General features: G+C 70.8%; 20 protein-coding genes and 2 pseudogenes. 13 read left to right on the top strand and 9 right to left on the bottom strand.

Annotation, left to right across the window (positions count from 1 at the left end):
• Positions 1-44: 44 nt before the first annotated feature.
• Positions 45-2168, top strand: coding sequence for a SpoIIE family protein phosphatase (locus LN251_RS14635; RefSeq protein ID WP_458244814.1), 2124 nt, complete (start codon positions 45-47; stop codon positions 2166-2168).
• A gap of 50 nt (positions 2169-2218) precedes the next feature.
• Here LN251_RS14635 and LN251_RS14630 read toward each other — a convergent pair whose 3' ends face one another.
• Entirely contained in the window at positions 2219-3190 is a 972-nt protein-coding gene (locus LN251_RS14630) for a pirin family protein (RefSeq protein WP_058924227.1), read from the bottom strand.
• 109 nt (positions 3191-3299) lie between these two features.
• A complete protein-coding gene (locus LN251_RS14625) occupies positions 3300-3767 on the bottom strand; it encodes an SseB family protein (RefSeq protein ID WP_058924228.1) in 468 nt (155 codons plus the stop codon).
• A 172-nt stretch (positions 3768-3939) separates the two neighbouring features.
• Between LN251_RS14625 and LN251_RS14620 the strand changes: the two genes are divergently transcribed.
• From LN251_RS14620 to LN251_RS14605, 4 genes are all read left to right on the top strand, one after another.
• Positions 3940-5766, top strand: coding sequence for an acyl-CoA dehydrogenase (locus LN251_RS14620; RefSeq protein ID WP_458244813.1), 1827 nt, complete (start codon positions 3940-3942; stop codon positions 5764-5766).
• A gap of 84 nt (positions 5767-5850) precedes the next feature.
• Positions 5851-7149, top strand: a complete 1299-nt coding sequence (locus tag LN251_RS14615) for a M18 family aminopeptidase (RefSeq protein WP_458244812.1) — start codon at positions 5851-5853, stop codon at positions 7147-7149.
• Between the two features lie 83 nt (positions 7150-7232).
• The gene (locus tag LN251_RS14610) at positions 7233-8870 is read left to right on the top strand and encodes a hypothetical protein (protein ID WP_458244811.1); all 1638 of its coding nucleotides are present in this window, start codon (positions 7233-7235) and stop codon (positions 8868-8870) included.
• Between the two features lie 90 nt (positions 8871-8960).
• The gene (locus tag LN251_RS14605; protein ID WP_058924231.1) at positions 8961-9212 is read left to right on the top strand and encodes a DUF6458 family protein; all 252 of its coding nucleotides are present in this window, start codon (positions 8961-8963) and stop codon (positions 9210-9212) included.
• Between the two features lie 62 nt (positions 9213-9274).
• Here LN251_RS14605 and LN251_RS14600 read toward each other — a convergent pair whose 3' ends face one another.
• Positions 9275-10135, bottom strand: coding sequence for a calcium-binding protein (locus LN251_RS14600; protein ID WP_458244810.1), 861 nt, complete (start codon positions 10133-10135; stop codon positions 9275-9277).
• A 244-nt stretch (positions 10136-10379) separates the two neighbouring features.
• Between LN251_RS14600 and LN251_RS14595 the strand changes: the two genes are divergently transcribed.
• Positions 10380-10871, top strand: a complete 492-nt coding sequence (locus LN251_RS14595) for an LURP-one-related/scramblase family protein (RefSeq protein WP_458244809.1) — start codon at positions 10380-10382, stop codon at positions 10869-10871.
• Between the two features lie 16 nt (positions 10872-10887).
• On the opposite strand, the gene LN251_RS14590 is transcribed toward LN251_RS14595, so the two are convergent.
• On the bottom strand, positions 10888-11685 hold the full coding sequence (locus tag LN251_RS14590) for a carbon-nitrogen family hydrolase (RefSeq protein WP_458244808.1): 798 nt from the start codon (positions 11683-11685) through the stop codon (positions 10888-10890).
• A 218-nt stretch (positions 11686-11903) separates the two neighbouring features.
• Between LN251_RS14590 and LN251_RS14585 the strand changes: the two genes are divergently transcribed.
• Positions 11904-12728 carry a maleylpyruvate isomerase family mycothiol-dependent enzyme gene (locus tag LN251_RS14585; RefSeq protein WP_458244807.1) on the top strand — a complete coding sequence of 275 codons (825 nt, stop codon included), beginning with the start codon at positions 11904-11906 and terminating at the stop codon, positions 12726-12728.
• Positions 12729-12808: 80 nt separating this feature from the next.
• Here the strand turns inward: LN251_RS14585 and LN251_RS14580 are convergent, their stop codons facing one another.
• Together LN251_RS14580 and LN251_RS14575 are read right to left on the bottom strand one after the other, a co-directional pair.
• On the bottom strand, positions 12809-14116 hold the full coding sequence (locus tag LN251_RS14580) for an MFS transporter (RefSeq protein ID WP_458244806.1): 1308 nt from the start codon (positions 14114-14116) through the stop codon (positions 12809-12811).
• Positions 14113-14775, bottom strand: a complete 663-nt coding sequence (locus tag LN251_RS14575) for a GntR family transcriptional regulator (RefSeq protein ID WP_458244805.1) — start codon at positions 14773-14775, stop codon at positions 14113-14115. The genes LN251_RS14580 and LN251_RS14575 overlap by 4 nt, the downstream gene beginning before the upstream one ends.
• Positions 14776-14980: 205 nt before the next feature.
• On the opposite strand from LN251_RS14575, the gene LN251_RS14570 reads away from it, so the two are divergent.
• The 3 genes from LN251_RS14570 to LN251_RS14560 all read left to right on the top strand — a co-directional run bounded on the left by LN251_RS14570 (position 14981) and on the right by LN251_RS14560 (position 17645).
• Complete coding sequence (locus tag LN251_RS14570) at positions 14981-15883, top strand: D-alanyl-D-alanine carboxypeptidase family protein (RefSeq protein ID WP_458244804.1); 903 nt, start codon at positions 14981-14983, stop codon at positions 15881-15883.
• Positions 15884-15927: 44 nt separating this feature from the next.
• Positions 15928-16596, top strand: a complete 669-nt coding sequence (locus tag LN251_RS14565; protein WP_458244803.1) for a class I SAM-dependent DNA methyltransferase — start codon at positions 15928-15930, stop codon at positions 16594-16596.
• 89 nt (positions 16597-16685) lie between these two features.
• On the top strand, positions 16686-17645 hold the full coding sequence (locus LN251_RS14560; protein WP_458244802.1) for a BRO family protein: 960 nt from the start codon (positions 16686-16688) through the stop codon (positions 17643-17645).
• Between the two features lie 90 nt (positions 17646-17735).
• Here LN251_RS14560 and LN251_RS14555 read toward each other — a convergent pair.
• The 3 genes and pseudogenes from LN251_RS14555 to pdhA all read right to left on the bottom strand — a co-directional run bounded on the left by LN251_RS14555 (position 17736) and on the right by pdhA (position 21314).
• Positions 17736-19143: pseudogene (locus tag LN251_RS14555) on the bottom strand (dihydrolipoamide acetyltransferase family protein).
• Between the two features lie 10 nt (positions 19144-19153).
• On the bottom strand, positions 19154-20134 hold the full coding sequence (locus tag LN251_RS14550; RefSeq protein WP_458244801.1) for an alpha-ketoacid dehydrogenase subunit beta: 981 nt from the start codon (positions 20132-20134) through the stop codon (positions 19154-19156).
• Between the two features lies 1 nt (position 20135).
• Entirely contained in the window at positions 20136-21314 is a 1179-nt protein-coding gene (gene pdhA / locus LN251_RS14545) for a pyruvate dehydrogenase (acetyl-transferring) E1 component subunit alpha (RefSeq protein WP_458244800.1), read from the bottom strand.
• Positions 21315-21691: 377 nt separating this feature from the next.
• On the opposite strand from pdhA, the pseudogene LN251_RS14540 reads away from it, so the two are divergent.
• From LN251_RS14540 to LN251_RS14530, 3 genes and pseudogenes are all read left to right on the top strand, one after another.
• Positions 21692-22340, top strand: a pseudogene (locus LN251_RS14540) (response regulator); the annotation flags it as partial.
• A 71-nt stretch (positions 22341-22411) separates the two neighbouring features.
• The gene (locus tag LN251_RS14535; RefSeq protein WP_458244799.1) at positions 22412-22834 is read left to right on the top strand and encodes a pyridoxamine 5'-phosphate oxidase family protein; all 423 of its coding nucleotides are present in this window, start codon (positions 22412-22414) and stop codon (positions 22832-22834) included.
• Positions 22835-22926: 92 nt separating this feature from the next.
• The gene (locus LN251_RS14530; RefSeq protein WP_458246724.1) at positions 22927-23940 is read left to right on the top strand and encodes a phosphotransferase; all 1014 of its coding nucleotides are present in this window, start codon (positions 22927-22929) and stop codon (positions 23938-23940) included.
• Positions 23941-23943 lie beyond the last annotated feature (3 nt).

The following is a 23943-nucleotide window of genomic DNA, read 5'->3' as shown; positions in this document are numbered from 1 at the left end:
CGGATCGGTGGCACTCCTCGATCACCTCTCCATAAAGTGGGGCAATGCGCACTGGCGAGCCCTTGCCGCCCGTGGGGGAGGTCCTCGCCACCCTCGCGACCGGCCTGTGGACCTGGGACACCGCCTCCGAGCTGGTCACGGTCGACGCCGAGGCGGCACGGCTGCTCGGGCTGCCCGCGGAGCAGACCACGCTCACGGAGGCGCAGGCCCGGGCCCGGCTGCACCCCGTCGACTGGAACGAGATCATCAGCGTGGTCGGTCTCGCCGTCGCCGAGGGCACCCTCGCCGAGGTCCGCATCCGGATCATGGACGAGTACGGCCGGGTGCTGCGCGTCGTCCGCTCCCGTTCCAAGCCGTCGTACGACAAGGAGCGGCACGCCTTCCAGCTCATCGGCACCCTGCAGGAGGTCACCGAGCCCACGCCGGGCACCCCGGCCGGCCGCAGCGCCGTCACCGGTGACTGGCGGCGCTCCCGGGAGGCGTTCCTGCTGGACGCGGGCCGGGCGCTGGCGGAGGCGCGGTCGACGGAGGAGGTGCTGCGGGTCGCGGCGGGCCTGTCGATGCCGGGCTTCTCCCCGGACGGCCTGGCGGTCTTCGGCACCGAGGGCGAGCGGGTGACCGTCATCGGCCTGCACGGCTACCAGCCCGGCGACGAGACCCCGTTCTCCGCGATGCCGCTGGACACGGACCATCCGGCGGCCGAGGTCATACGCACCGGCCGTGCCGTCTATCTGTCGACGCCGTCCGACTACAAGGCCCGCTACCCCGTGATGTGGCAGCTGGTGGAGAGCTTCGGCCGGCAGTCCTGGGCGTTCCTGCCGCTGATCGTCGCGGGCCGCACGATGGGCGCCTGGATGGCGTCCTTCGCCTACCCGGTCGCCTTCACCCCCGACGAGCGCTCGGTCCTGACCACCGTCGCCCGCATGCTCGCCCAGGCCCTCTCGCGCGCCGGCACCGCCGAGACCGAGCGCGCCCTCACCGACGGCCTGCAGCGCTCGATGCTGCCGACGCTCGGCCCGCAGATACCGGGCATGACCGTCGCCGCCCGCTACGTCCCCACCGGGGGCGGCCTCCAGGTCGGCGGCGACTGGTACGACATGATCCCGCTGCCGGGCGGCCGGTTCGCGCTGGCCATCGGAGACGTGCAGGGCCACGACGTGCGTGCCGCCGGGCTCATGGGCCAGCTCCGTATCGCCCTGCGGGCCTACGCCTCCGAGGGGCACCGCCCCGACGCGGTCCTCTCCCGCGCCTCCCGCTTCCTGCACGGCATGACGGACGGCGACGGCGAGCTGCTCGACCCGCGCTTCGCGACCTGCCTGTATGTCGAGGCCGACCCGGCCACCGGCACCCTCGACATCGCCCGGGCCGGCCACCCGGACCCGGCGATCCGGCTCGCCGACGGCACGGTGCTGGCCCGCCCGACCGCCGGCGGGCTGCCCCTCGGCATCGACCCGGACGCCGACTACCCCACCACCCGCTTCGCCCTCGAACCCGGCGAAACGATGCTGATCTGCACCGACGGCCTCATCGAGACCGGCGGACACGACCTGGACAGCGGCTGGCACCGCATCCGCGAGATCCTGGAGGACCACAAGGGGGACCTGGAGGAACTCGCCGACGCCCTGGTCCAAGGCGTGCACGGCCCGTCCTCGCACCACACCACGGGCCCGCTGGCCGACCGCCGCGAGGACGACATAGCGGTGGTGCTGCTGTGCCGGCCGGGGGAGGGCTGCGGCTTCCCGGTGCCGGCGGTGGCCCCGCAGGTCCGGCGCACGATGCTGTCCGTCGCCCAGGCCGAGCCGGAGCGGGTGGCGGTGGCGCGTCAGCATCTGCGCGAGCTGCTGCACGACTGGCGCTCGCAGGACCAGATCGACTCGGCGGTGCTGCTGCTGTCGGAGATGCTGACGAACGTGCTGGTCCACACCGACGCCGACGCCCTGCTGCTGGCCGAGGTCCGCGGCGAGGTGGGCAGCCGCCGGATGCGCGTGGAGGTCAACGACACCAGCGACGACCTGCCGCACAAGCGCCGCCCCGGGGAGCTGGCCTCCTCCGGCCGCGGACTGGTCCTGATGGAACTGCTCGCCCAGGCGTGGGGCGTCGACCCGCGGGGCGAGGGCAAGAGCATCTGGTTCGAGCTCTACGAGGCCGAGGAGGCGGTCACCCCGTAGGGTGTCCGCCTCCTCGGTGGCCGCCGTACCGGCTTTGCGGGCCGTGCGTCTTACAGGCCGCCCTCGGTCATCCCGTGCACGGCCGGGATGGTGCCCAGCCGCCCCTTCTGGAAGTCCTCGAAGGCCTGCTGCAGTTCCTCGCGGGTGTTCATGACGAACGGGCCGTAGTGGGCCATGGGCTCACGGATGGGCTGTCCGCCCAGCAGCACGACCTCCAGGTCCGGGGTGTGGCTGTCCTGCTTCTCGTCCGCGCGGACGGTGAGCGAGGAGCCGGCGCCGAAGACCGCCGTCTGGCCGAGGTGGACCGGACGCCGCTCGGTGCCGACCGTGCCCCGCCCGGCCAGGACGTACGCCAGGCCGTTGAAGTCCTCCCGCCACGGCAGGGTGAGCTCCGCACCCGGCGCGAGCGTCGCGTGGATCATCGTGATCGGCGTGTGGGTGATGCCGGGGCCCTGGTGGCCGTCCAGCTCACCGGCGATGACCCGCAGCAGCGCGCCGCCGTCGGGGGTGGTGAGCAGCTGGACGTTGCCGCCGCGGATGTCCTGGTAGCGCGGCGCCATCATCTTGTCCCTGGCCGGGAGGTTCACCCACAGCTGCAGACCGTGGAAGAGACCGCCGGACATCACCAGCGACTCCGGCGGGGCCTCGATGTGGAGCAGGCCGGAGCCGGCCGTCATCCACTGGGTGTCGCCGTTGGTGATGGTGCCGCCGCCGCCCTGGGAGTCCTGGTGGTCGAAGATCCCGTCGATGATGTAGGTGACGGTCTCGAAGCCGCGGTGCGGGTGCCAGGGGGTGCCCTTGGGCTCGCCCGGCGCGTACTCCACCTCGCCCATCTGGTCCATCATGATGAACGGGTCGAGGTGCTTGTAGTTGATCCCGGCGAACGCCCGGCGCACCGGGAAGCCCTCGCCCTCGAAACCGCTCGGCGCGGTCGTGACGGCGAGCACGGGACGCGCCACGGCGTCGGCCGGCGCGGCGACGCGGGGCAGGGTCAGCGGGTTCTCGACGGTCACTGCAGGCATGTCGGTACCTCCTTGTGCGGCCAGTTTAGTTGAGCGTTGAACTTTCTGCCACCCCACAACAGAAGGAGCCCGGAGGGCATTCCCTCCGGGCTCCACCCGTGCGCGGCGATCAGCCGTACATCCGTCTCATGGCGAACTCGACCATCTGCTCGACCGCCTTCGCGTCGAAGACCATCCGGTGCTCGCCCTCCATGTCCAGGACGAAGCCGTAGCCGGTCGGCAGGAGGTCGATCACCTCGGCGCCCGTGATCACGAAGTACTTGGACTCCTTGCCGGCGTACCGGCGCAGCTCCTTGAGGGAGGTGAACATCGGGATCACCGGCTGCTGGGTGTTGTGCAGGGCGAGGAAGCCGGGGTTGTCGCCGCGCGGGCAGTACACCTTGGACGTGGCGAAGACCTGCTGGAAGTCCTCCGCCGACATCTGGCCGGTGGTGAAGGCGCGCACCGCGTCCGCCAGGGAGGGCGGGGACGGCTCGGGGTACAGCGGCGGCTGCTGGCCGTACCCGCCCGGCATCTGCTGCTGCGGCGGGACGCCGTACTGCTGCTGGGCCCCAACGTTCTGGTCGTAGCCGTACATGCCCCACAGACTACTGACCCCGCACGAGGGCTCGGTCACAGATGTCCGGAACGGGGTTGCTTCTTATTACCGACGGGTAGCATCATCGGAGCTACTTGTTGGTACGTGAACTAGAAGCAGGCGCGAGGATCCACGTCAGTGCCTCGCCGATCTCTCTTACGGAGCTGTCGCCATGGGGCACTACAAGTCGAATCTCCGCGACATCGAGTTCAACCTGTTCGAAGTCCTCGGACGGGACCAGGTGTACGGCTCCGGCCCGTTCGCGGAGATGGACGCGGAGACCGCCAAGAGCATCCTCGAGGAGCTGACCCGGCTCGCGGAGAACGAGCTGGCGGAGTCCTTCGCGGACGCCGACCGCAACCCGCCGGTCTTCGACCCCGAGACGAACACCGCGCCCGTCCCGGCCTCCTTCAAGAAGAGCTACAACGCCTTCATGGAGTCCGAGTACTGGCGCCTCGGCCTGCCCGAGGAGATCGGCGGCACCACCTCGCCGCGCTCCCTGATCTGGGCCTACGCGGAGCTGCTGCTCGGCTCGAACCCGGCCGTGTGGATGTACGCCTCCGGCCCGGCGTTCGCCGGCATCCTCTTCGACGAGGGCAACGACGTGCAGAAGCACATCGCGAAGATCGCCGTGGACAAGCGGTGGGGCTCCACGATGGTGCTCACCGAGCCCGACGCCGGTTCGGACGTCGGCGCCGGCCGCACCAAGGCCGTGCAGCAGGAGGACGGCTCCTGGCACATCGAGGGCGTGAAGCGCTTCATCACCTCCGGTGAGCACGACATGGAGGAGAACATCCTCCACTACGTCCTCGCCCGCCCCGAGGGCGCCGGCCCCGGCACCAAGGGCCTGTCCCTCTTCCTCGTCCCGAAGTACCTCTTCGACTTCGAGACCGGCGAGCTGGGCGAGCGCAACGGCGTCTACGCCACGAACGTCGAGCACAAGATGGGCCTGAAGGCGTCCAACACCTGCGAGATGACGTTCGGCGACCGGCACCCCGCCAAGGGCTGGCTGATCGGCGACAAGCACGACGGCATCCGCCAGATGTTCCGGATCATCGAGTTCGCCCGCATGATGGTCGGCACGAAGGCCATCTCCACGCTGTCGACGGGCTACCTGAACGCGCTGGAGTACGCCAAGGAGCGCGTCCAGGGTCCGGACCTGGCGAACTTCATGGACAAGACCGCGCCCAAGGTCACCGTCACCCACCACCCCGACGTGCGCCGCTCGCTCATGACGCAGAAGGCGTACGCGGAGGGCATGCGCGCGCTCGTGATGTACACCGCCTCGATCCAGGACGCCATCCAGATCAAGGAGGCCAACGGCGAGGACGCCAAGACCGAGCACGCGCTCAACGACCTGCTCCTGCCGATCGTCAAGGGCTACGGCTCGGAGAAGGGCTACGAGCAGCTCGCCCAGTCGCTGCAGACCTTCGGCGGCTCCGGCTTCCTGCAGGAGTACCCGATCGAGCAGTACATCCGCGACGCCAAGATCGACACCCTGTACGAGGGCACGACCGCGATCCAGGGCCAGGACTTCTTCTTCCGGAAGATCGTCCGCAACCAGGGCGCGGCGCTGAACTCCCTCGCCGAGGACATCAAGAAGTTCCTGGCGCTCGGCACCGGCGGCGAGGAGCTGGCGGGCGCACGCGAGCACCTGGCGAAGGCCGCCGTCGAGCTGGAGGCGATCGTCGGCCTGATGCTGACCGACCTCGCGGCCACCGAGCAGGACGTCAAGAACATCTACAAGGTGGGCCTGAACACCACCCGCCTGCTCATGGCCTCCGGTGACGTGGTCGTCGGCTACCTGCTCCTCAAGGGCGCCGCCGTCGCCGCCGAGAAGCTCTCCTCCGCCTCCGCCAAGGACAAGGCCTTCTACCAGGGCAAGATCGCGGCGGCGAAGTTCTTCGCCGCCAACGTCCTGCCGGGCGTCACCGGCGCGCGCAAGCTCGCCGAGAACGTCGACCTGGACCTGATGGAGCTGGACGAGGCCGCCTTCTAGTCACCCCCACCCCCCACAAGGGCCCGCTCCCCGTACTTCCGGTACGCGCGGAGCGGGCCTTGTCACGTCGTTAAGGTGAACCCCATGAGCGAATCCCCCCGCTTCGACCGCGGCCACACCGACGACCTCATGTCCTTCCTGACGGCGAGCCCCTCGCCGTACCACGCCGTGGCGAGCGCCGCCGAACGGCTGGAGAAGGCGGGTTTCCGGCAGGTGGCGGAGACGGACGCCTGGGACGGGACGACCGGCGGCAGGTACGTGGTGCGCGGCGGCGCGATCGTCGCCTGGTACGTCCCCGAGGGCGCGGCGCCCCACACGCCGTTCCGTATCGTCGGCGCCCACACCGACTCCCCCAACCTGCGGGTCAAGCCGCTGCCGGACACCGGGGCGCACGGCTGGCGCCAGGTGGCCGTGGAGATCTACGGCGGCCCCCTGCTCAACTCCTGGCTCGACCGCGACCTGGGCCTGGCCGGCCGGCTCACCCTGCGGGACGGCTCGACCCGGCTGGTGAACGTCGACCGCCCGCTGCTGCGGGTGCCCCAGCTCGCCATCCACCTGGACCGTTCGGTCTCGGCGGAGGGCCTCAAGCTCGACAAGCAGCGTCATCTGCAGCCCGTGTGGGGGCTCGGCCGCGACGTGCGCGACGGGGACCTGATCGCCTTCCTGGAGGAGGAGTCCGGACTCGGCGCCGGCGAGGTCACCGGCTGGGACCTGATGACGCACTCCGTGGAGCCGCCCGCCTACCTGGGCCGCGACCAGGAACTGCTCGCCGGGCCCCGCATGGACAACCTGCTGTCCGTGCACGCGGGCGTGGCCGCGCTGGCCGCCGTGTCCGCCCAGGGCGCCGAACTCCCCTTCGTCCCCGTGCTGGCCGCCTTCGACCACGAGGAGAACGGCTCGCAGTCGGACACCGGCGCGGACGGGCCGCTGCTCGGGAACGTGCTGGAGCGCTCGGTGTTCGCGCGCGGCGGCTCCTTCGAGGACCGGGCGAGAGCCTTCGCCGGCACGGTCTGCCTGTCGTCCGACACCGGCCACGCCGTGCACCCCAACTACGCGGAGCGGCACGACCCGACGCACCACCCGCGGATCAACGGCGGCCCCATCCTCAAGGTCAACGTCAACAACCGCTACGCCACGGACGGTTCGGGCCGCGCGGTGTTCGCCGCGGCCTGCGAGAAGGCGGGCGTGCCGTTCCAGTCGTTCGTCTCCAACAACTCCATGCCGTGCGGCACCACCATCGGCCCGATCACCGCGGCCCGGCACGGCATCCGGACCGTCGACATCGGCGTCGCGATCCTGTCGATGCACAGCGTGCGCGAACTGTGCGGCGCGGACGACCCGTTCCTGCTGGCCAACGCGCTCGTGGCCTTTTTGGAGGGATAGGTCCGCCCGCTGTCCGCGCTCCCCCCACCGGCGTAGTATGCGCTCACTTTTCGGTGATCTTGCGTCTCGTGGGGGGACTGCACATGCGAAGAAAATGGCTGCCGGCCTGCGCGTTCGTCGCGGCCGGCCTGCTTCTCGGCCCGGTGTCGGCCGCGCACGCCGCGGTGGCGCCCGAGCTGTTCTGGGTGGGCTACGACCAGTCGCCGGCCAGCGGCCTGATGGCCCTGTCCGTCCAGTCCGACAGCGCCATCACGGCCGTCACGGCGCACCTGTTCGCGCCGGGCGCCGCGGCCGGGGACCCGGAGGTCGCCGAGGTCGGCGACTTCACCCTCCTGTCGGGCACGGCCCAGTCCGGCGTCTGGCACACCGGCACCCCGCTGCGCCTGGCGGACCTCGGCACCTACCGCGTCGTGGTCGACGTGACCGACGCCGACGGGGACACCACCACCGCCCAGGGCTCCTACGAGTACGAGCTCGAAGCCCATCTGACGGACCTGCAGGCCACGCCGCAGAACCCGGACTACGACCACCAGGACGTCACCGTCACCGGCGGCTTCACGGTCAGCGACCCGCGCACCGGCGACACCACGCCGGCGGCCGGCAAGGACGTGGACCTGGAGATCTCGGGTGGCGCCGACACGACGACCACCACCGGCGACGACGGCCGCTTCACCGCCACCTACAAGGTGACCGACGCCTCCATCGGCGACGTCAACGCCTGGCTGCGCCTGGCCGATCCCTTCTACCAGTCCCGGGCGAACGAGAGCGTCGAGGTCCGGGCCACGCAGTCGCCGACGCGCGTGACCCTGGACTCCACCGACGTCTACGTCAAGGCCGGTCAGCAGGCCACGGTCTCCGGCACGGCCGAGATCTACCTGGGCGGGGCGTGGGAGCCGCTGGCCGGAGCCGTCGTCGACGAGGTGTGGGACGGCGGCGACGGCGGCGCCGGCGGTGCCGCGGCACCGGTCACGGGCGCCGACGGCCGCTTCGGCGGAAGCCTGAGCGTGCCGCGGACCGGGCGGATCGACGTACAGGTGCGCACCGGGACGTACCTGAGGTACAGCGGGTATCAGACGGTCAACGTGTACGTCGCCCAGAAGACGTCCCTCACCGACTTCACCGCGTCCCTGAACAAGTACTCCGAGCTGACCGCCAAGGGCGTGCTGCACACCGGCTCCAGTGTCCCCGCGGGCGTCTACGACAAGGTGGAACTGCAGTACTCGGCCGACGGCCGGACCGGCTGGACGACGATGCAGACCGTCACCCCGGGCAGCAACGACCCCGAGTCCGGCGCGCCGTTCAAGGGCACCTTCGACGCGCCCTACAAGGGCTACTACCGGGCGCACTTCAAGGGCAGCAGCAGCTTCCAGGAGTCGTACAGCTCCGTCGTCCACGCCCAGCGCACCCCGACCCGCATCACCGACGGCAACGCCTCCCCGGAGCCGGTCCGCAAGGGCCGCACGATCACCTACAAGGGCAAGCTGCAGCACTACACCTCCGGCGCCTGGCGGGCCTACGGCGGCCAGAAGGTGAAGATCCTCTTCCGTCCCAAGGGCTCCAGCACCTGGTACGACATGGGCAACACCTACAGCCGCACCGACGGCACCTTCGGCAGGTCCTTCACGGCCTCGAAGGACGGCACATGGGTCGCGGTGCTGCTCTACCCGACCAGCACCCACCTGGTGAGTTCCGGCCGGGAGGACTACGTCGACGTGACGTGAGCAACGGCCTCCGCATGGTCAGGGGGCTTCCGGGTACACGGAGTTGACCGGAAGTCCGGAACCACCGGACCGGACAGGGAGGCGACACTCATGGGCCTCGGCGGATGCATCATCCTCATCGCCGCGGGAGCCATCCTCACTTTCGCGACCGACTGGCACATGCAGGGGGTGAACCTCGACCTGGTCGGCATCATCCTCATGATCGTCGGTCTGATCGGTGTGAGCACCTTCAGCAGCATCGCCCGGCGGCGCCGAGTGGTGGTGCCGCCCACGACGCCGGTCATCGACGAGGAGCGCGCCACGCACCGGCGCGACGGCTACAGCGACGGCTACGGCGTCTGACAAACGACCGTCACGGCGTCTGACAAGGGTCCGGTCGGCGGGGGCAGCCGACCGGACCCCGCTCAGCCCTGCCGGACGACGTCCTTGCCCGGACCGCCGGAGAGGGTGTCGCTGCCGGGGCCGCCGTACAGCCTGTCGTTGCCGCTGTTGCCGTAGAGCTTGTCGTTCCCGCTGTTGCCGTACAGGGCGTCGTCGCCCTTGCCGCCGTAGAGGCTGTCCGCGCCGGTTCCGCCGGTGACGGTGTCGTTGCCGTCGTCGCCGGAGAGGTACTGGGCGCCGTTCCCGCCGTGCAGCACGTCGTCACCGCGGCCGCCCTGCACGATGTTGTCGCCGCCGCTCGCGGTGATCGTGTCGTTGCCGTCCTGCCCCCAGGCCAGGCCCTCCGCTCCCACGGTGATCGTGTCGTTGCCGATGCCGCCGGAGACGTACGCCCCGTCGAGCCGGCCGGAGTCGGTCGCGCGGTCGTTGCCGCTGCCCAGCGTGATCCGGGCGTAGGTGTAGATCTGGTCGGTGCCGTTGGCGTACCTGAGCGTGTCGTTGCCGTCGCCGAGGTCCACGACCACGCCCGGGTAGGGGTCCTGGCTGTCCACGAAGGTGACGGTGCAGGAGACCTCGGTGAGGTCCGAGGCGGCGGGGTGGACGCAGTCGTGGCCCGCGGCGATCGGGACGACGTCGTCGATCAGGTACGTGATGCCCGTCCTGTCGGCGGTGAGCGACGCGGTGACGGTGGCCTTGTTGGCCTGGCCGGCGGCGGCCCGGTAGGTGAGCTGCCAGTCGTACTGGTTGACCGAGGCACTGGCCGACGCGGTCGCGGCGCCGGCGGTGCCCGGGAGGGCCAGCGGGACGGCCAGGGCCGTAGCGAGGACGAGAGCCGCCGCCGGGACGGTGCGGGTCACCCGGCGGCGGACGGGACGAGAGAGCATGTCGGGACCTCCGTGAGGAAAGTGCGGCGCTGTGCGCCCTGCCTCTGGTCCGACTCGGAGACCCCGCCTTCGGTTGGACAACTGCCGCGCATGCGAGCGAAGTTCATCTGCCGGACACCCCCCGGCCCGGTCGGGTACGGGGCCCGGTCAGGTCCCGGCGCGGCCGCGTGCGGCGCCGAGGGCCCGTCAGCCCGTCGGCCTACCGGCGGCGTTCCGGGCCCGCGGCCGGGGAAGGGGTGAGGACATGAGATTCCAGGTACGCGACCGGCTCCTCGGCTTCGGCGAGGACTACTGGATCGAGGACGAGCGCGGCGACAAGGCGTTCCTCGTCGACGGCAAGGCCATGCGCCTGCGGGACACCTTCGAGCTGAAGGACACCCAGGGGCGGGTCCTGATCGACATCCACCAGAAGATGCTCGCCCTGCGCGACACGATGGTGATCGAACGGGACGGCCAGGCCCTGGCCACCATCAAGCGCAAGCGCCTGTCCCTGCTGCGCAACCACTACCGGGTGTCCCTGGCCGACGGTTCCGAACTCGACGTCAGCGGCAAGATCCTCGACCGCGAGTTCGCCGTCGAGTACGACGGTGAGCTGCTCGCCGTCGTCTCCCGGCGCTGGCTGCACGTCCGGGAGACCTACGGCGTCGACATCGTCCGCGACGACGCCGATCCGGCGCTGCTGATCGCGGTGGCGGTGTGCGTGATCCACCTGGCGGAGAAGGAACGGGACGACTGACGGCCGAAGGGCCGCGTCAGACCCGGCGCGGGGGCGCCAGGCCCAGCACGCGGTCCTTCAGGGCCGGGAACAGCTCCCGGGTCGTGGCGACCTTCGCGGGGTCGAAGTCCACGGTGAGGACCTCCTCGCCGGCTCCGGCCTCGGCCAGCACCTCGCCCCAGGGGTCCACCACGATCGAGTGACCCGCCTGCGGAACTCCCGCGTGGGTCCCGGCCGTCCCGCAGGCGAGCACGAACGCCTGGTTCTCCACCGCCCGCGCCCGGGCCAGCAGCGTCCAGTGCGCCCGGCGGCGCTCCGGCCAGCCCGCCGGGATCACCAGGATCTCGGCGCCGGCGTCGACGAGGGCACGGAACAGCTCGGGGAAGCGGAGGTCGTAGCACGTGGCGACTCCGAGGGTCGTCCCGGGCAGCCGGACCGTCACCGGTTCGCTCCCCGCGCCCATCAGCACGGCCTCGCCCTTGTCGAAGCCGAACCGGTGGATCTTGCGGTAGGCGGCGGCCAGCTCGCCGGACGGCGAGAAGAGCAACGAGGTGTTGTAGAGCGGCCCCTCGGGGTCCCGTTCGGGGATCGAGCCCGCATGCAGCCACACGCCCGCGTCGCTCGCCGCCTTGGCCATGACCTCACAGGTCGGCCCCTCCAGCGGCTCGGCCTCGGTGCCGAACTCCTCGTAGGCGAAGGCGCCCGTGGTCCACAGCTCCGGCAGCACGACCAGGTCGGCCCCGGCCTGTTCCCGCACCAGGGACGCCACACGCCTGCGACGGGCTTCGACCGATTCGCCCTCTTCTACGGCGATCTGGATGAGAGAGGCGCGCACACTACCACCGTCCTGGCATTCGAGCCGCTGATACGGGCCTACGATCGTCACACGAAAGCACTGCCGGGGTGCCTCACAGCAGCGTAACTTGGGGGTCCCCCCGGTTCGAGCGCAGCCGAGAACGGGGGGAGTCTCAAGACCGCGCCGAGTGCAGCCACCTCCCACTGGCAAAGCCGCCACCAACCGCCCGTGTACCGACCGCCGAGGGGTCCCGTTCCGTGAGTCTGCATCCCACCCTCCAGCCCTACGCCGACGCCTGGACCCATTCCATCGAAGCGATATCCGAGCTGGTGGGGCCACTTGTGGAGGGAGAGTGGAACCGGCGGACGCCGTGCCCCGGCTGGTCGGTCCGCGACATCGTCTCCCACGTCATGGGACTGGACTGCGAGATGCTCGGCGACCCGCGGCCCATCCACACACTGCCGCGCGACCTGTTCCACGTCACCAACGACCACCAGCGCTACATGGAGATGCAGGTCGACGTGCGCCGCCACCACACGGCGCCGGAGATGACCTCCGAGCTGGAGTACGTGATCATCCGCCGCAACCGCCAGCTGCGCAACGAGTCCCGGGACCCGGGGACCAAGGTGCGCGGTCCGCTCGGCACCGAGCTGACGCTGGAGGAGTCCATGCGGTCCCACGCGTTCAACGTGTGGGTGCACGAGCAGGACCTGCGCGCGGCCCTCGGCCGGCCGGGCAACCTGGACTCCCCCGGGGCGCACATCGCGCGGGACTGGCTCCTCGGCGAGCTGCCCGTGGTCGTGGCCGAACGGGCGGACGCGCCGCGCAGTTCGGCGATCGTCTTCGACGTGCACGGTCCCATCGAGTTCCTGCGCACCATCCGGGTCGACATCCAGGGCCGCGGCACCCTGGAGACGGCCCCCGCGCTCGGCCCCGCCGCCTCGCTCACCCTGGACTGGGAGACGTATGTGCGCCTGGCCTGCGGCCGGGTGACGGCGGACGCGGTGGCGGACCGGGTGAAGGCGGAGGGCGACCCCCAGCTGACGGCGGCGATCCTGCGGAACTTCGCGGTGACGCGGTAGGACGACGCGCGGGGCCCGCCCCACCGGTACGGGGGGCTCCGGGCCGGTGGGGCAGGACCCCGCGGGTGGACCGTTGCGCGTCAGGCGGGCACGTGCACCGTCTCCACGCGGCTGGCCACCAGCCGTTCCCGCTCCCGCCGGGCCACCCGCCCGCGCAGCCGCAGGATCTGACCGACCCCCAGCGCCTGGAGCACGAACACCGCGGAGAAGGCGACGGTGTAGTCGTCGCCGGTCGCGTCCAGCAGGACGCCGATCAGGAACAGCGTGGTCATCGAGGCCACGAAACCGCCCATGTTGGTGATGCCGGAGGCCGTGCCCTGCCGCTCGGGCGGGTTGGCCGGGCGGGCGAAGTCGAAGCCGATCATCGACGCCGGTCCGCAGGCCCCGAGCACCGTGCACAGCACGACCAGCAGCCCCATCGGGGCGTGCTCGCCGGGCCAGGCCAGCGTGACCGCCCACATCAGCGCCGTCGCGCCGACCGTGCCGAGCGCCAGCGGCAGCCGGGCGGTGTGGTGCCGGGCGACGACCTGGCCGTAGACGAGCCCGATCAGCATGTTCGACAGCACGACCAGGGTGAGCAGTTCGCCCGCCGCGGCCCGGGACAGGCCCTGCGCCTGGACCAGGAACGGCAGGCCCCACAGCAGCAGGAACACCATCGCCGGGAACTGGGTGGTGAAGTGCACCCACAGGCCGAGGCGGGTGCCCGGCTCCCGCCAGGAGGCGGCGATCTGACGGCGGACGTAGGCCGCTCCCTGGTGCGGGACCGGCTCCGGCTCCTGGCCCTCGGGGTGGTCCTTCAGGAACAGCAGCATCAGCACCAGGACGACGACGCCGGCGAGGGCGCTGCCCGCGAAGGCGGCGGTCCAGCCGACGCCGTGCAGCAGCCGGGCGATGACCAGGGTCGAGACGAGGTTGCCCGCCATGCCGACCAGGCCCGCGAGCTGGGCGACCAACGGGCCGCGCCGGGCCGGGAACCAGCGGGTGCCGAGCCGCAGCACGCTGATGAACGTCATCGCGTCGCCGCAGCCGAGCAGGGCGCGGGAGGCGAGGGCGGTGCCGTACGAGGGGGAGAAGGCGAAGCCGAGCTGGCCCGCGGTGAACAGCACCACCCCGATGGTCAGCACCTTCTTGGTGCCGAGCCGGTCCACCAGCAGGCCGACCGGTATCTGCATGCCGGCGTAGACCAGCAGCTGCAGGATCGAGAAGGTCGACAGCGCGGAGGCGTTCACATGGAAGCGGTCGGCGGCGTCGAGGCCGGCCACGCCCAGCGACGTACGGAAGATGACGGCGACGAAGTACACGGAGACGCCGACCGCCCAGACGGCCATCGCGCGCCGGCCGCCCGGCGGATCACCCGGGAGGGTGGGGGTGGCGGAGGAGCGGCTCATCGGACCTCACCCCGGGCGAGGTGGGAGAACCAGCCGACGTGCCGGTGGACCACGGCGACCGCGGCCTCGGGGTCCCCCGACCGCAGGGCCTGAAGGATCTCCTCGTGCTCGGCGAGGGTCTTGGCGATCCGGTCCGGGTGGGAGTGCATGATCGCCACGCCCATGCGCAACTGGCGGTCGCGGAGCTGGTCGTAGAGGCGGGAGAGGATCTCGTTGCCGCCGCTGCGGACGATCTCGGCGTGGAAGCAGCGGTCGGTGACGGCGGCTCCGGCCAGGTCTCCGGCGGCGGCCTGCTCCTTCTGCCGGGCCAGCAGCCCCTCCAGTCGTTCGATCAGCCCGGCGGGCGCCGGTACGGCCTTGCGGGCGGCGTGCTCCTCGACCAGCAGCCGGGTCTCGACCACGTCCGCGATCTCCTGGGCGGAGACGGGCAGGACCAGCGCACCCTTCTTCGGGTAGAGCCTGATCAGCCCCTCCACCTCCAGGCGCAGCAGCGCCTCGCGCACCGGGGTGCGCGAAACTCCCACGGCCTCGGCGAGTTCGCCCTCGGTCAGCAGGGTCCCGCCCTCGTAACGGCGCTCCAGGACGCCCTGCTTGACGTGGGCGTACACGCGGTCGGCGGCGGGTGGCCGCTTGGTGGTCAGAGTCCCCGGGCTGGTCATGCGAACAGCATAGATACAACACGTACGCATGAGGATCTCCGTCCATCATGCGGACCCTTCTGTACCAAGGTCGTCACAGAAGGCAAACCCGGCTCAGCAGGCGCACAACCATCTGTGCTAATTACGTGTCACACATGTGCGGCCCCGCTCCCCCCTCCAACTCGGCCGCATTTCATGGGCATTCGACGTAATCGGGGTATTTGAGTTGAAAACCGCCATCAAGGGCTTCCGCGTCCGCAGAGCCGCAGCCGTCGCCGTCACGGCCGGCGCAGTGCTCGCCACCGGAGCTCTCACCGCGGCACCGGCGCAGGCTGTCACGACGCCCACCATCACCGCCAAGGGCGGTTACCTGATGAACAGCGCCACCGGCAAGACCCTCTTCACCAAGTCCGCCGACACGAAGCGGCTCACGGCCTCCACGACGAAGATCATGACCGCCAAGGTCGTGCTCTCGCAGTCGAACCTGAACCTGGACACCAAGGTCACGATCAAGAAGGCCGTCAGCGACTACATGGTCGCCAAGGGCTACCCCTCCTCGGCCCACCTGATCGTCGGTGACAAGGTCACCGTCCGTCAGCTGCTGTACGGGATGATGCTGCCGTCCGGCTGCGACGCCGCGTTCGCGCTGGCCGACAAGTTCGGTTCGGGCACGACGTCCTCGGCCCGCACCAAGAACTTCATCGGCAAGATGAACACGATGGCCGCGAGCCTCGGCATGACGAACACGCACTTCGACTCGTTCGACGGCCTCAGCAACGGCAACAACTACTCGACGCCGCGCGACCTGACGAAGGTCGCCCGCAGCGTGATGAAGAGCACCACGTTCAAGACCGTCGTGAAGACCAAGTCGTACACGGCGAAGACGATCACGAGCTCCGGTTCCACGCGCACGATGGGCACGTGGACGAACACCAACACGCTGCTCGGCTGGAACGGCACGCTCGGCATCAAGACCGGCTCGGGCCCCGACGCCCACTACTGCCTGGTCTTCGCCGCCACGCTGAACGGCGAGTCGGTCATCGGCGCCGTCATGACCGCCCCCTCCGCGACCGACCGCACGTCGGACGTGAAGAAGCTCATCAACTACGGCTATGCCAAGATCAGCTGACCCTTCGCTGTGACTGCGACGGCGACGGTGCGCGGGACCCCGAAGTGAGCGAGCCTTCCTATCTCGCCGCCGTCCGGGAGTCCTACGACACCGTCGCCGACGCGTATGCCGAGCAGGTGCCGCGGCCGGCGGACCTGGATCCGCTGTCCCGCGCCGTGCTCGGCATGTTCGCCGAGACGGTGCGGGAGGCCGGCCTCGGACCGCTCGCCGACCTCGGCTGCGGTCCCGGCTACGTGACGGCCCATCTGGCCGCCCTGGGCGCCCGCGTGTTCGGCATCGACCTGTCACCGAGAATGGTCGAACTCGCCCGGCGCACCCACCCGGACCTCCCCTTCGCGGTGGGCTCGATGACCGCCCTCGGCATCGGAACCGGGACCCTCGGCGGCATCCTCGCCCACTACTCCACCCACCACACCCCAGCGCGGGAACTCCCCGTCCTGTATGCCGAGTTCCACCGCACCCTCGCCCCCGGCGGCCTGCTGATGCTGTCGGGCCACGCGGGCGACGACGAACGCACCCGCCCCACACACGCCTACGGCGGGCACCCGGTCTCGTACGAGTCCCACCTGCTCCCCGCCGAACGCCTCACGGAACTACTGGAACGCGCCGGCCTGACGGTCACCGCCCGAATCGACCAGGACCCGGGAAAGGACACCGGGCGCACGTACGTGACGCTACTGGCACGAAAACCCGCGACGGTTCAAGCCGGATAGGCGAACTTCGCTCGCATAAGTGAACATCGTTGCGCCGACTGGCATATTCGAATTTCTCCGCCCTAGGTTCCGCAGCGGAGGTGGTTCACATGATCGAACCCAGCAAGCACCAGCCCAGCCCTCGGGCGCAGCAGGACGCCATCGACGTCAGTGACTTCGTCTACGCGGCCACCGGAGCCCGCGTCCGGAGGCTGACGATGCCGGACGGGACGCACTGGTTCCCGGCGGTGGACGTCTGCAAGGAGTTGGGCTACACGACTCCTCGGAAGGCTCTCCTCGACCATGTCCCGGACGAGCATCGAGAGATTCTCGAGACAGTGACTGGAGGTCACGGTCTCAGCGTTCCCGCAGGTAGGGAGTGGCGGCGAGATCTGAATCTCATCGATCTGCAGGGGCTGATCCTGCTCGTCAGCGCCTGTACCAAGCCAGAGTGTGCGCCCTTCAAGCAGTGGGTCGCCGAAGTGATCGAGACCGTGCAGCGAGAGGGTTCGTACAGTCTCGAGGAAGCCGAGGTGCAGCCGTCCGACCCGGGTGCGCCGACCGCGTACGTGATGCCCGAGCAGGTCGTGGAGGCCATCGTCCGGCTCGAGGCCCACAATCTCCAGCTGGACGAACGGCTCGCCGATGTGCAACAGCAATCTCTCGCCCTGCAGCAGGAGATGGCGGAGATGCAGCGGCAGAACCTCGTCGCCCAGCAGGCGATCGCTCACGCCATCGAGCGCATCGCCGACCGGCTCGACGTCCTGACGCTCGACCGTCCGGCACCCACGCCGAGCCTCTCCGCGCAGCCGACCACGGAATCCGTCCTGGCCGACTGGCGGCAGCGGCTGTCCGTGACGTCGGACGTCTGGGCCGTGGCCGTGGTCATCGCACCGGTTCTCGTGGAACAGGGCGAACTGCGGCAGCCGCTCGAGTCGATCGCCGCCCGGACCGGGCTCACGGTTCAGCGGGTCAATGAGTGTCTGCGTCTGCTCCGCAAGCACGCGTGCATCCATCCCCGGGGTGCGAGTGAGGACGGTGCGCCGGTGTATGTGCTCGACCGGCCCTGAGCCGACGGGCGATTCGGACAGATGAAGGGGCGGCCGCAACGAGAACTTGCGGCCGTCCCTTCTCCGTTCAACGTATACCTGGGCCGTGGGTCACGCCCAGGTGATCAGCCGCTTCGGCTGCTCCAGGACCGCGGCCACGTCGGCCAGGACCTTGGAGCCGAGTTCGCCGTCGACCAGGCGGTGGTCGAAGGACAGGGCCAGGGTGGTGACCTGACGCGGCTTCACCTTGCCCTTGTGCACCCACGGCTGGAGCTTGATCGAGCCGACCGCGAGGATCGCGGACTCACCGGGGTTGAGCAGCGGGGTTCCCGTGTCGACGCCGAAGACGCCGACGTTGGTGATGGTCACCGTGCCGCCCTGCATCGCGGCGGGCGAGGTCTTGCCCTCGCGCGCCGTCGACACCAGTTCGCCCAGGGACTGCGCCAGTTGCGGCAGCGTCTTGGCGTGGGCGTCCTTGACGTTCGGCACGATCAGCCCGCGGGGGGTGGCCGCCGCGATGCCCAGGTTGACGTAGTGCTTGACCACGATCTCCTGGGCCGCCTCGTCCCAGGACGCGTTGATGTCCGGGTTGCGCTTGACGGCGACCAGCAAGGGCCTTGGCGATCAGCAGCAGCGGGTTCACGCGCAGGCCCGCGAACTCCTTGTCCTGCTTGAGCTCCTCGACCAGCTTCATGGTGCGCGTGACGTCCACCGTCACGAACTCCGTGACGTGCGGCGCCGTGAACGCCGAACCGACCATCGCCTGGGCCGTCGCCTTGCGCACGCCCTTGATCGGCACCCGGGTCTCCCGGGCCGTGTCGTACGAGGCGGCCGGCGCGGGCGCCGCCGCGGCCGGCGTCTCCACCGGGGCGGGCGCGGCCGTGGGAGCCGGCGGTGCCACCGCGGCGTGCACGTCGTCCCGCGTGATGATGCCGTCCGGGCCGGACGGGATCACCGTGGCGAGGTCCACGCCCAGGTCCTTGGCCAGCTTGCGCACCGGCGGCTTGGCCAGCGGGCGCGGCCGCTCGTCCGGCACCGGCGGCGCGGCGGGGGCCGGGCCGTGGCCGTTCAGCTCGGTCTGGATCGCCGTGGACGCCTGGGCGACCGCGACCTCCGGGCCCTTGCGCGGGCGGCGCTTGGTGGAGGAGGTGGCGACGCCGTAGCCGACGAGGACCGGCTGGCGGCCCTCGGGCTTCTTCTCCTCCTCGGCGACGGGCTCGGCGCTCTGGGCCGGAGCCGCCTGCGCGGGCGCCGCGCCGCCGGACACGTCGACCGTGATGATCGCCGTGCCCACGTCGACCGTGGTGCCCTCGGGGAAGCGCAGCTCCCTGACCACACCGTCGTACGGGATGGGCAGTTCGACGGCCGCCTTGGCGGTCTCGACCTCGCACACCACCTGCCCGTCGGTGACCGTGTCACCGACCTGGACGTACCACTTGAGGATCTCGGCCTCGGTGAGCCCCTCGCCCACGTCCGGCATCTTGAACTCGCGCACGGATGCTTCCGTCATCGTCGTCACGACCCTCTCCTCAGTACGCCAGGGCGCGGTCGACGGCGTCGAGTACCCGGTCCAGGCCCGGCAGGTACTCCTCTTCCAGGCGGGCCGGCGGGTACGGGGCGTGGTAACCGCCCACCCGCAGCACCGGGGCCTCCAGGTGGTAGAAGCAGCGCTCGGTGATCCGGGCGGCGATCTCCGCGCCCGAGCCGAAGAACACCGGCGCCTCGTGCACGACCACCAGCCGGCGGGTCTTCTCCACCGACGCCTGGATGGCTTCGAAGTCCAGCGGCGAGACCGAGCGCAGGTCCAGCACCTCCAGGGACTTGCCCTCCTCGGCGGCCGCGTCGGCGACCTCCTGGCAGAGCTTCACCATGGGGCCGTAGGCCACCAGGGTGAGGTCCGTGCCCGCGCGGACGACCTGCGCCTTGTGCAGCGGGCCGGGGATCGCCTCGGGGTTGACCTCGCCCTTGTCCCAGTAGCGCCGCTTGGGCTCGAAGAAGATCACCGGGTCGTCGCTCTGGATGGCCTGCTGCATCATCCAGTACGCGTCGGAGGCGTTCGACGGCGAGACCACCTTCAGGCCCGCCACGTGCGCGAACAGCGATTCGGGGGACTCGGAGTGGTGCTCGACCGCGCCGATGCCGCCGCCGTACGGGATGCGGATGACGACCGGGAGCTTGACCTTGCCCAGCGAGCGCGCGTGCATCTTCGCGAGCTGCGTGACGATCTGGTCGTAGGCGGGGAAGACGAAGCCGTCGAACTGGATCTCCACGACCGGGCGGTAGCCGCGCAGGGCGAGACCGATCGCGGTGCCGACGATGCCGGACTCGGCCAGCGGAGTGTCGATCACCCGGCTCTCGCCGAAGTCCTTCTGCAGCCCGTCCGTCACGCGGAAGACGCCGCCGAGCTTTCCGACGTCCTCACCCATGACGAGGACCTTGGGGTCGGACTCCAGGGCGCGGCGCAGCGACTCGTTGATCGCCTTGGCCAGAGCCATCTTCTCGGCTGCCATGTCAGGCCCCCTCTCCGTCGGCGAACGACGCCTGGTAGGCGGCGAACTGGGCTCGTTCCTCGTCGACGAGCGCGTGCCCGTCCGCGTACGCGTTCTCGAAGATGGCGAAGTGGTCCGGGTCCGGCATGGCACGGACCGCCTCGCGCACTCGCTTGCCCAACGCCTCGGACTCCTCCTCCAGTTCCGTGAAGAATCCCTCGTCCGTGTGGTTCGAGGCCTCCAGGTACCGGCGCAGGCGCAGGATCGGGTCCTTCGCCTCCCAGGACAGGCGCTCCTCGTCGCCCCGGTAGCGGGTGGGGTCGTCGGAGGTGGTGTGGGCGCCCATGCGGTAGGTGTAGGCCTCGACCAGCGTCGGCCCCTCACCGCTGCGGGCCCGCTCCAGCGCCCACTTGGTGACGGCCAGGACGGCCAGGACGTCGTTGCCGTCGACGCGCACGCCCGGGAAGCCGTAGCCCTGCGCGCGCTGGTAGAGCGGGACGCGGGTCTGCTTCTCCGTCGGCTCGGAGATCGCCCACTGATTGTTCTGGCAGAAGAACACCACCGGGGCGTTGTAGACCGCGGAGAAGGTGAAGGACTCCGCGACGTCACCCTGGCTGGAGGCGCCGTCGCCGAAGTAGGCGATCACCGCGCTGTCCGCGCCGTCCTTGGCGACGCCCATGGCGTAGCCGGTGGCGTGCAGCGTCTGGGAGCCGATGACGATCGTGTAGAGCTGGAAGTTGTTGCTGTTGGGGTCCCAGCCGCCGTTGTTGACGCCGCGGAACATGCCGAGCAGGTTCGCCGGGTCGACCCCGCGGCACCAGGCGACGCCGTGCTCGCGGTAGGTCGGGAAGACGTAGTCGTCCTCGCGGGTGGCGCGGCCGGAGCCGATCTGGGCGGCCTCCTGGCCGAGCAGCGAGGCCCACAGCCCGAGCTCGCCCTGGCGCTGCAGCGAGGTGGCCTCGGCGTCGAAGCGGCGGGTGAGCACCATGTCGCGGTACAGCCCGCGCAGCTCATCGGGGGTGATGCCGGCGACGTACTTGTCGTACTCGGCGTTCTTGACGCGCTCGCCTTCGGGCGTCAGCAGCTGTACCAGCTCGGGCTCGGCGCCCGGCGCGGTGCTCGCCGTCGTTCGCTTGCCGGCCGTGCTCTTGGTCCCGGCGCTGCGTCGCGGCTTGCGCGCGGCAGTGCTCTCCACGGTCACGTGTGCTCCTCCGTCGGTCCGGCCACCCGGGTTCGCCGGGTGCCTGGGGGTCCCCCCGGCTCCGTTCAGGAGCCCGGGGGAGCGGCTCACCTGAAGCCCGGGGACGCACAGGGTGGGTGCGCCCGGTCGGGTACAGGCGTGACAGGTGCCCCGGCGAGCGCCCTGCAGAAGGCACGTTACCCAGTGCTCCACATTTCTGTGAAACCCCTCCTGACCTGGGATTTTGCTTGGATTTCCAAGTAAATCGCAGAAGGCGGGAACAAGTCCTGGTCACAGCCTTGCAGGGGGCCGGAACAACGGCACGTTATCCCGGTGACCCAGGTCACGGGAAGAGCCGACCTCGAGCGCGTCGTCTGCCCCCGTGTGAGACTGCCAACGTGCGCGAAGAGGGAAAAATCCGGGTATTTTCGGTTGACGACCACGAAGTGGTCCGGCGCGGGGTCCACGAGCTGCTGTCGGTGGAGGACGACCTCGAGGTCGTCGGCGAGGCCGGTACGGCGGCCGACGCACTGGCCCCCCCGGCCGCCCGGCCCGACGTCGCGGTGCTCGACGTACGGCTCCGGACGGCAGCGGCGTCGAGGTCTGCCGGGAGATCCGCTCCCGCGACGAGAACGTCAAGTGCCTCATGCCGACCTCGTTCGCCGACGACGAGGCCCTGTTCGTCGCGATCATGGCGGCGCCGGCGGCCACGTCCTGAAGGCGATCCGCGGCGCCGAGCCGCAGTCCGCCGTAAGGGACGTGGCGGCCGGCAGGTCCCTGCTGGACCCGGTCGCCACCACGCGCGTGCTGCAACGGCTGCGCGACGGAGGCGGCGCGCGGCCGGACGACGCGCTCGCGCACCTCACCGGGCAGGAGCGCGGGCTCCTCGACCTCGTCGGCGAGGGGCTCACCAACCGTCAGATCGGCGAGCACATGGGGCCGGCCGAGAAGACGGTCGAGAACCACGTGTCGAGCCTGCTGTCCAAACGCGGTAGGCAGCGGCGCTCCCAAGCCGCGGTCTTCGTGGCCGGCATGCAGGCGGAGAAGCACCGAGTGTCACCACGGGACAGGGACCAACGCCCCTATTGCCGTCTGTTTCCCTCACGCACAGTGAGTACATGCCCTCCGACGAACGACTCGCCGTCGAGCTCCTCGCCCGCGCCGATTACGGCCGCGTCGCCACCAGCATGCGCGCCCTGCCCTTCCTGGCCTTCGCCCGGCACATCGTGGCCGACGGCCGGCTGCTGCTGCGGCTGCCCAGGAGCTGCGGCTACCACCGGGCGTGCGCCGGCGGCGTCGTCGCGTACGGCTCGGACAACCTCGGCTCGGCCGCACCGGGCGAGGGCCTGTGGTCGGCACAGGTCGTCGGCCTGTGTGCGGCGTACGAGCCCACCGCCGAGGAACTGCGGCGGTTCGGGCCCGCGCCGAGCACCGTCGACGGCGAACCGTACGAGCCCGTCTTCCTGAGCGTGGAGCCGCAGTTCGGGACCGTGCACTCCACCGACGGTGCCTTGGATCGCCACTTCGAGCACATCCCGTGACCGATTGCGACTGCCTGTGACAATGCCCAGCTCACGGGCCCGGCTCGTGCCCTAGCATCTGGCGCGTGCCGCGCTCCCATGTACCACCCCTCGTGCCTCACGCGCCCCCGCTCGGCGCCCTGCTGCGCCAGTACGCCGCCGGCAGCGCCGTCGCCTGCGAACCCGTCGACCAGGGCCTGCTGAACCGCGGCTACCGCCTGTGCACGACCCGCGGCCGCTACTTCCTCAAGCACCACTTCGACCCCGAGACCGCCGACCCGGCCGCCATCGCCCGCCAGCACCGGGCCACCGAGCGCCTGGCCGGCCTCGGCGTCCCGGTCGCGCCGCCGCTGCCCGGCCGGGACGGGCGCACGGTCGCCGTGATCGGCGGGCACGCCTACGCCCTGCACCCGTGGATCGACGGCCGGCACCGGCACGGCGGCCAGCTCACCACCGGCCAGTGCGAGCGGCTGGGGGCGCTCCTGGGGGTCGTGCACGCGAGCCTGGAGCGGGTGATGCCGGCGCCCGCCCGGGCGGGCGAGAAGGCGTCGGCGGCGGCAGACAGCGCCGATCCCGCGGACACCTTCACCCTCATCGACGACCTGCTCGGCCGGGTACGGCGCCACCGCCCCGCGGACACCTTCGACGAACTGGCCCGCCACCGGCTGCTGGAGCGGCGCGCGCTGCTGGAGCAGCACGCCGACCGGCGTCCCCCGCGCGGGGGCTCGGTGGGCTGGGTGCACGGCGACTTCCACCCGTTCAACCTGCTCTACCGGGGTGACGCCCCCGCCGCGATCGTGGACTGGGACCGGCTGGGTCTGCGCCCGCGCGCCGAGGAGGCGGTGCGGGCCGCCGCGATCTTCTTCGTACGGCCCGTCGGCGCGCTCGACCTGCCGAAGGTGCGGGCGTACGCGCGCGCGTACCGGCGCACCGCCGGGGCCACGCCCTCGCAGCTCGCGGCGGCCGTGCACCGCGTGTGGTGGGAGCGGCTGAACGACTTCTGGATGCTGCGCTGGCACTACGAACGCGGCGACACCCGCGCCGACCCCCAGTTCCCGGCGGCTTCGGCGCTCGCCGTGTGGTGGACGCGGGAGTACGACGCGGTGTGCGAGGCGTTCGCGGGGTGACCC

It is taken from the genome of Streptomyces sp. MAI_2237 (genome assembly GCF_054189285.1).
The sequence above is the reverse complement of the archived record's forward strand: the minus strand, read 5'-3'. Positions and strand labels throughout refer to the sequence as shown.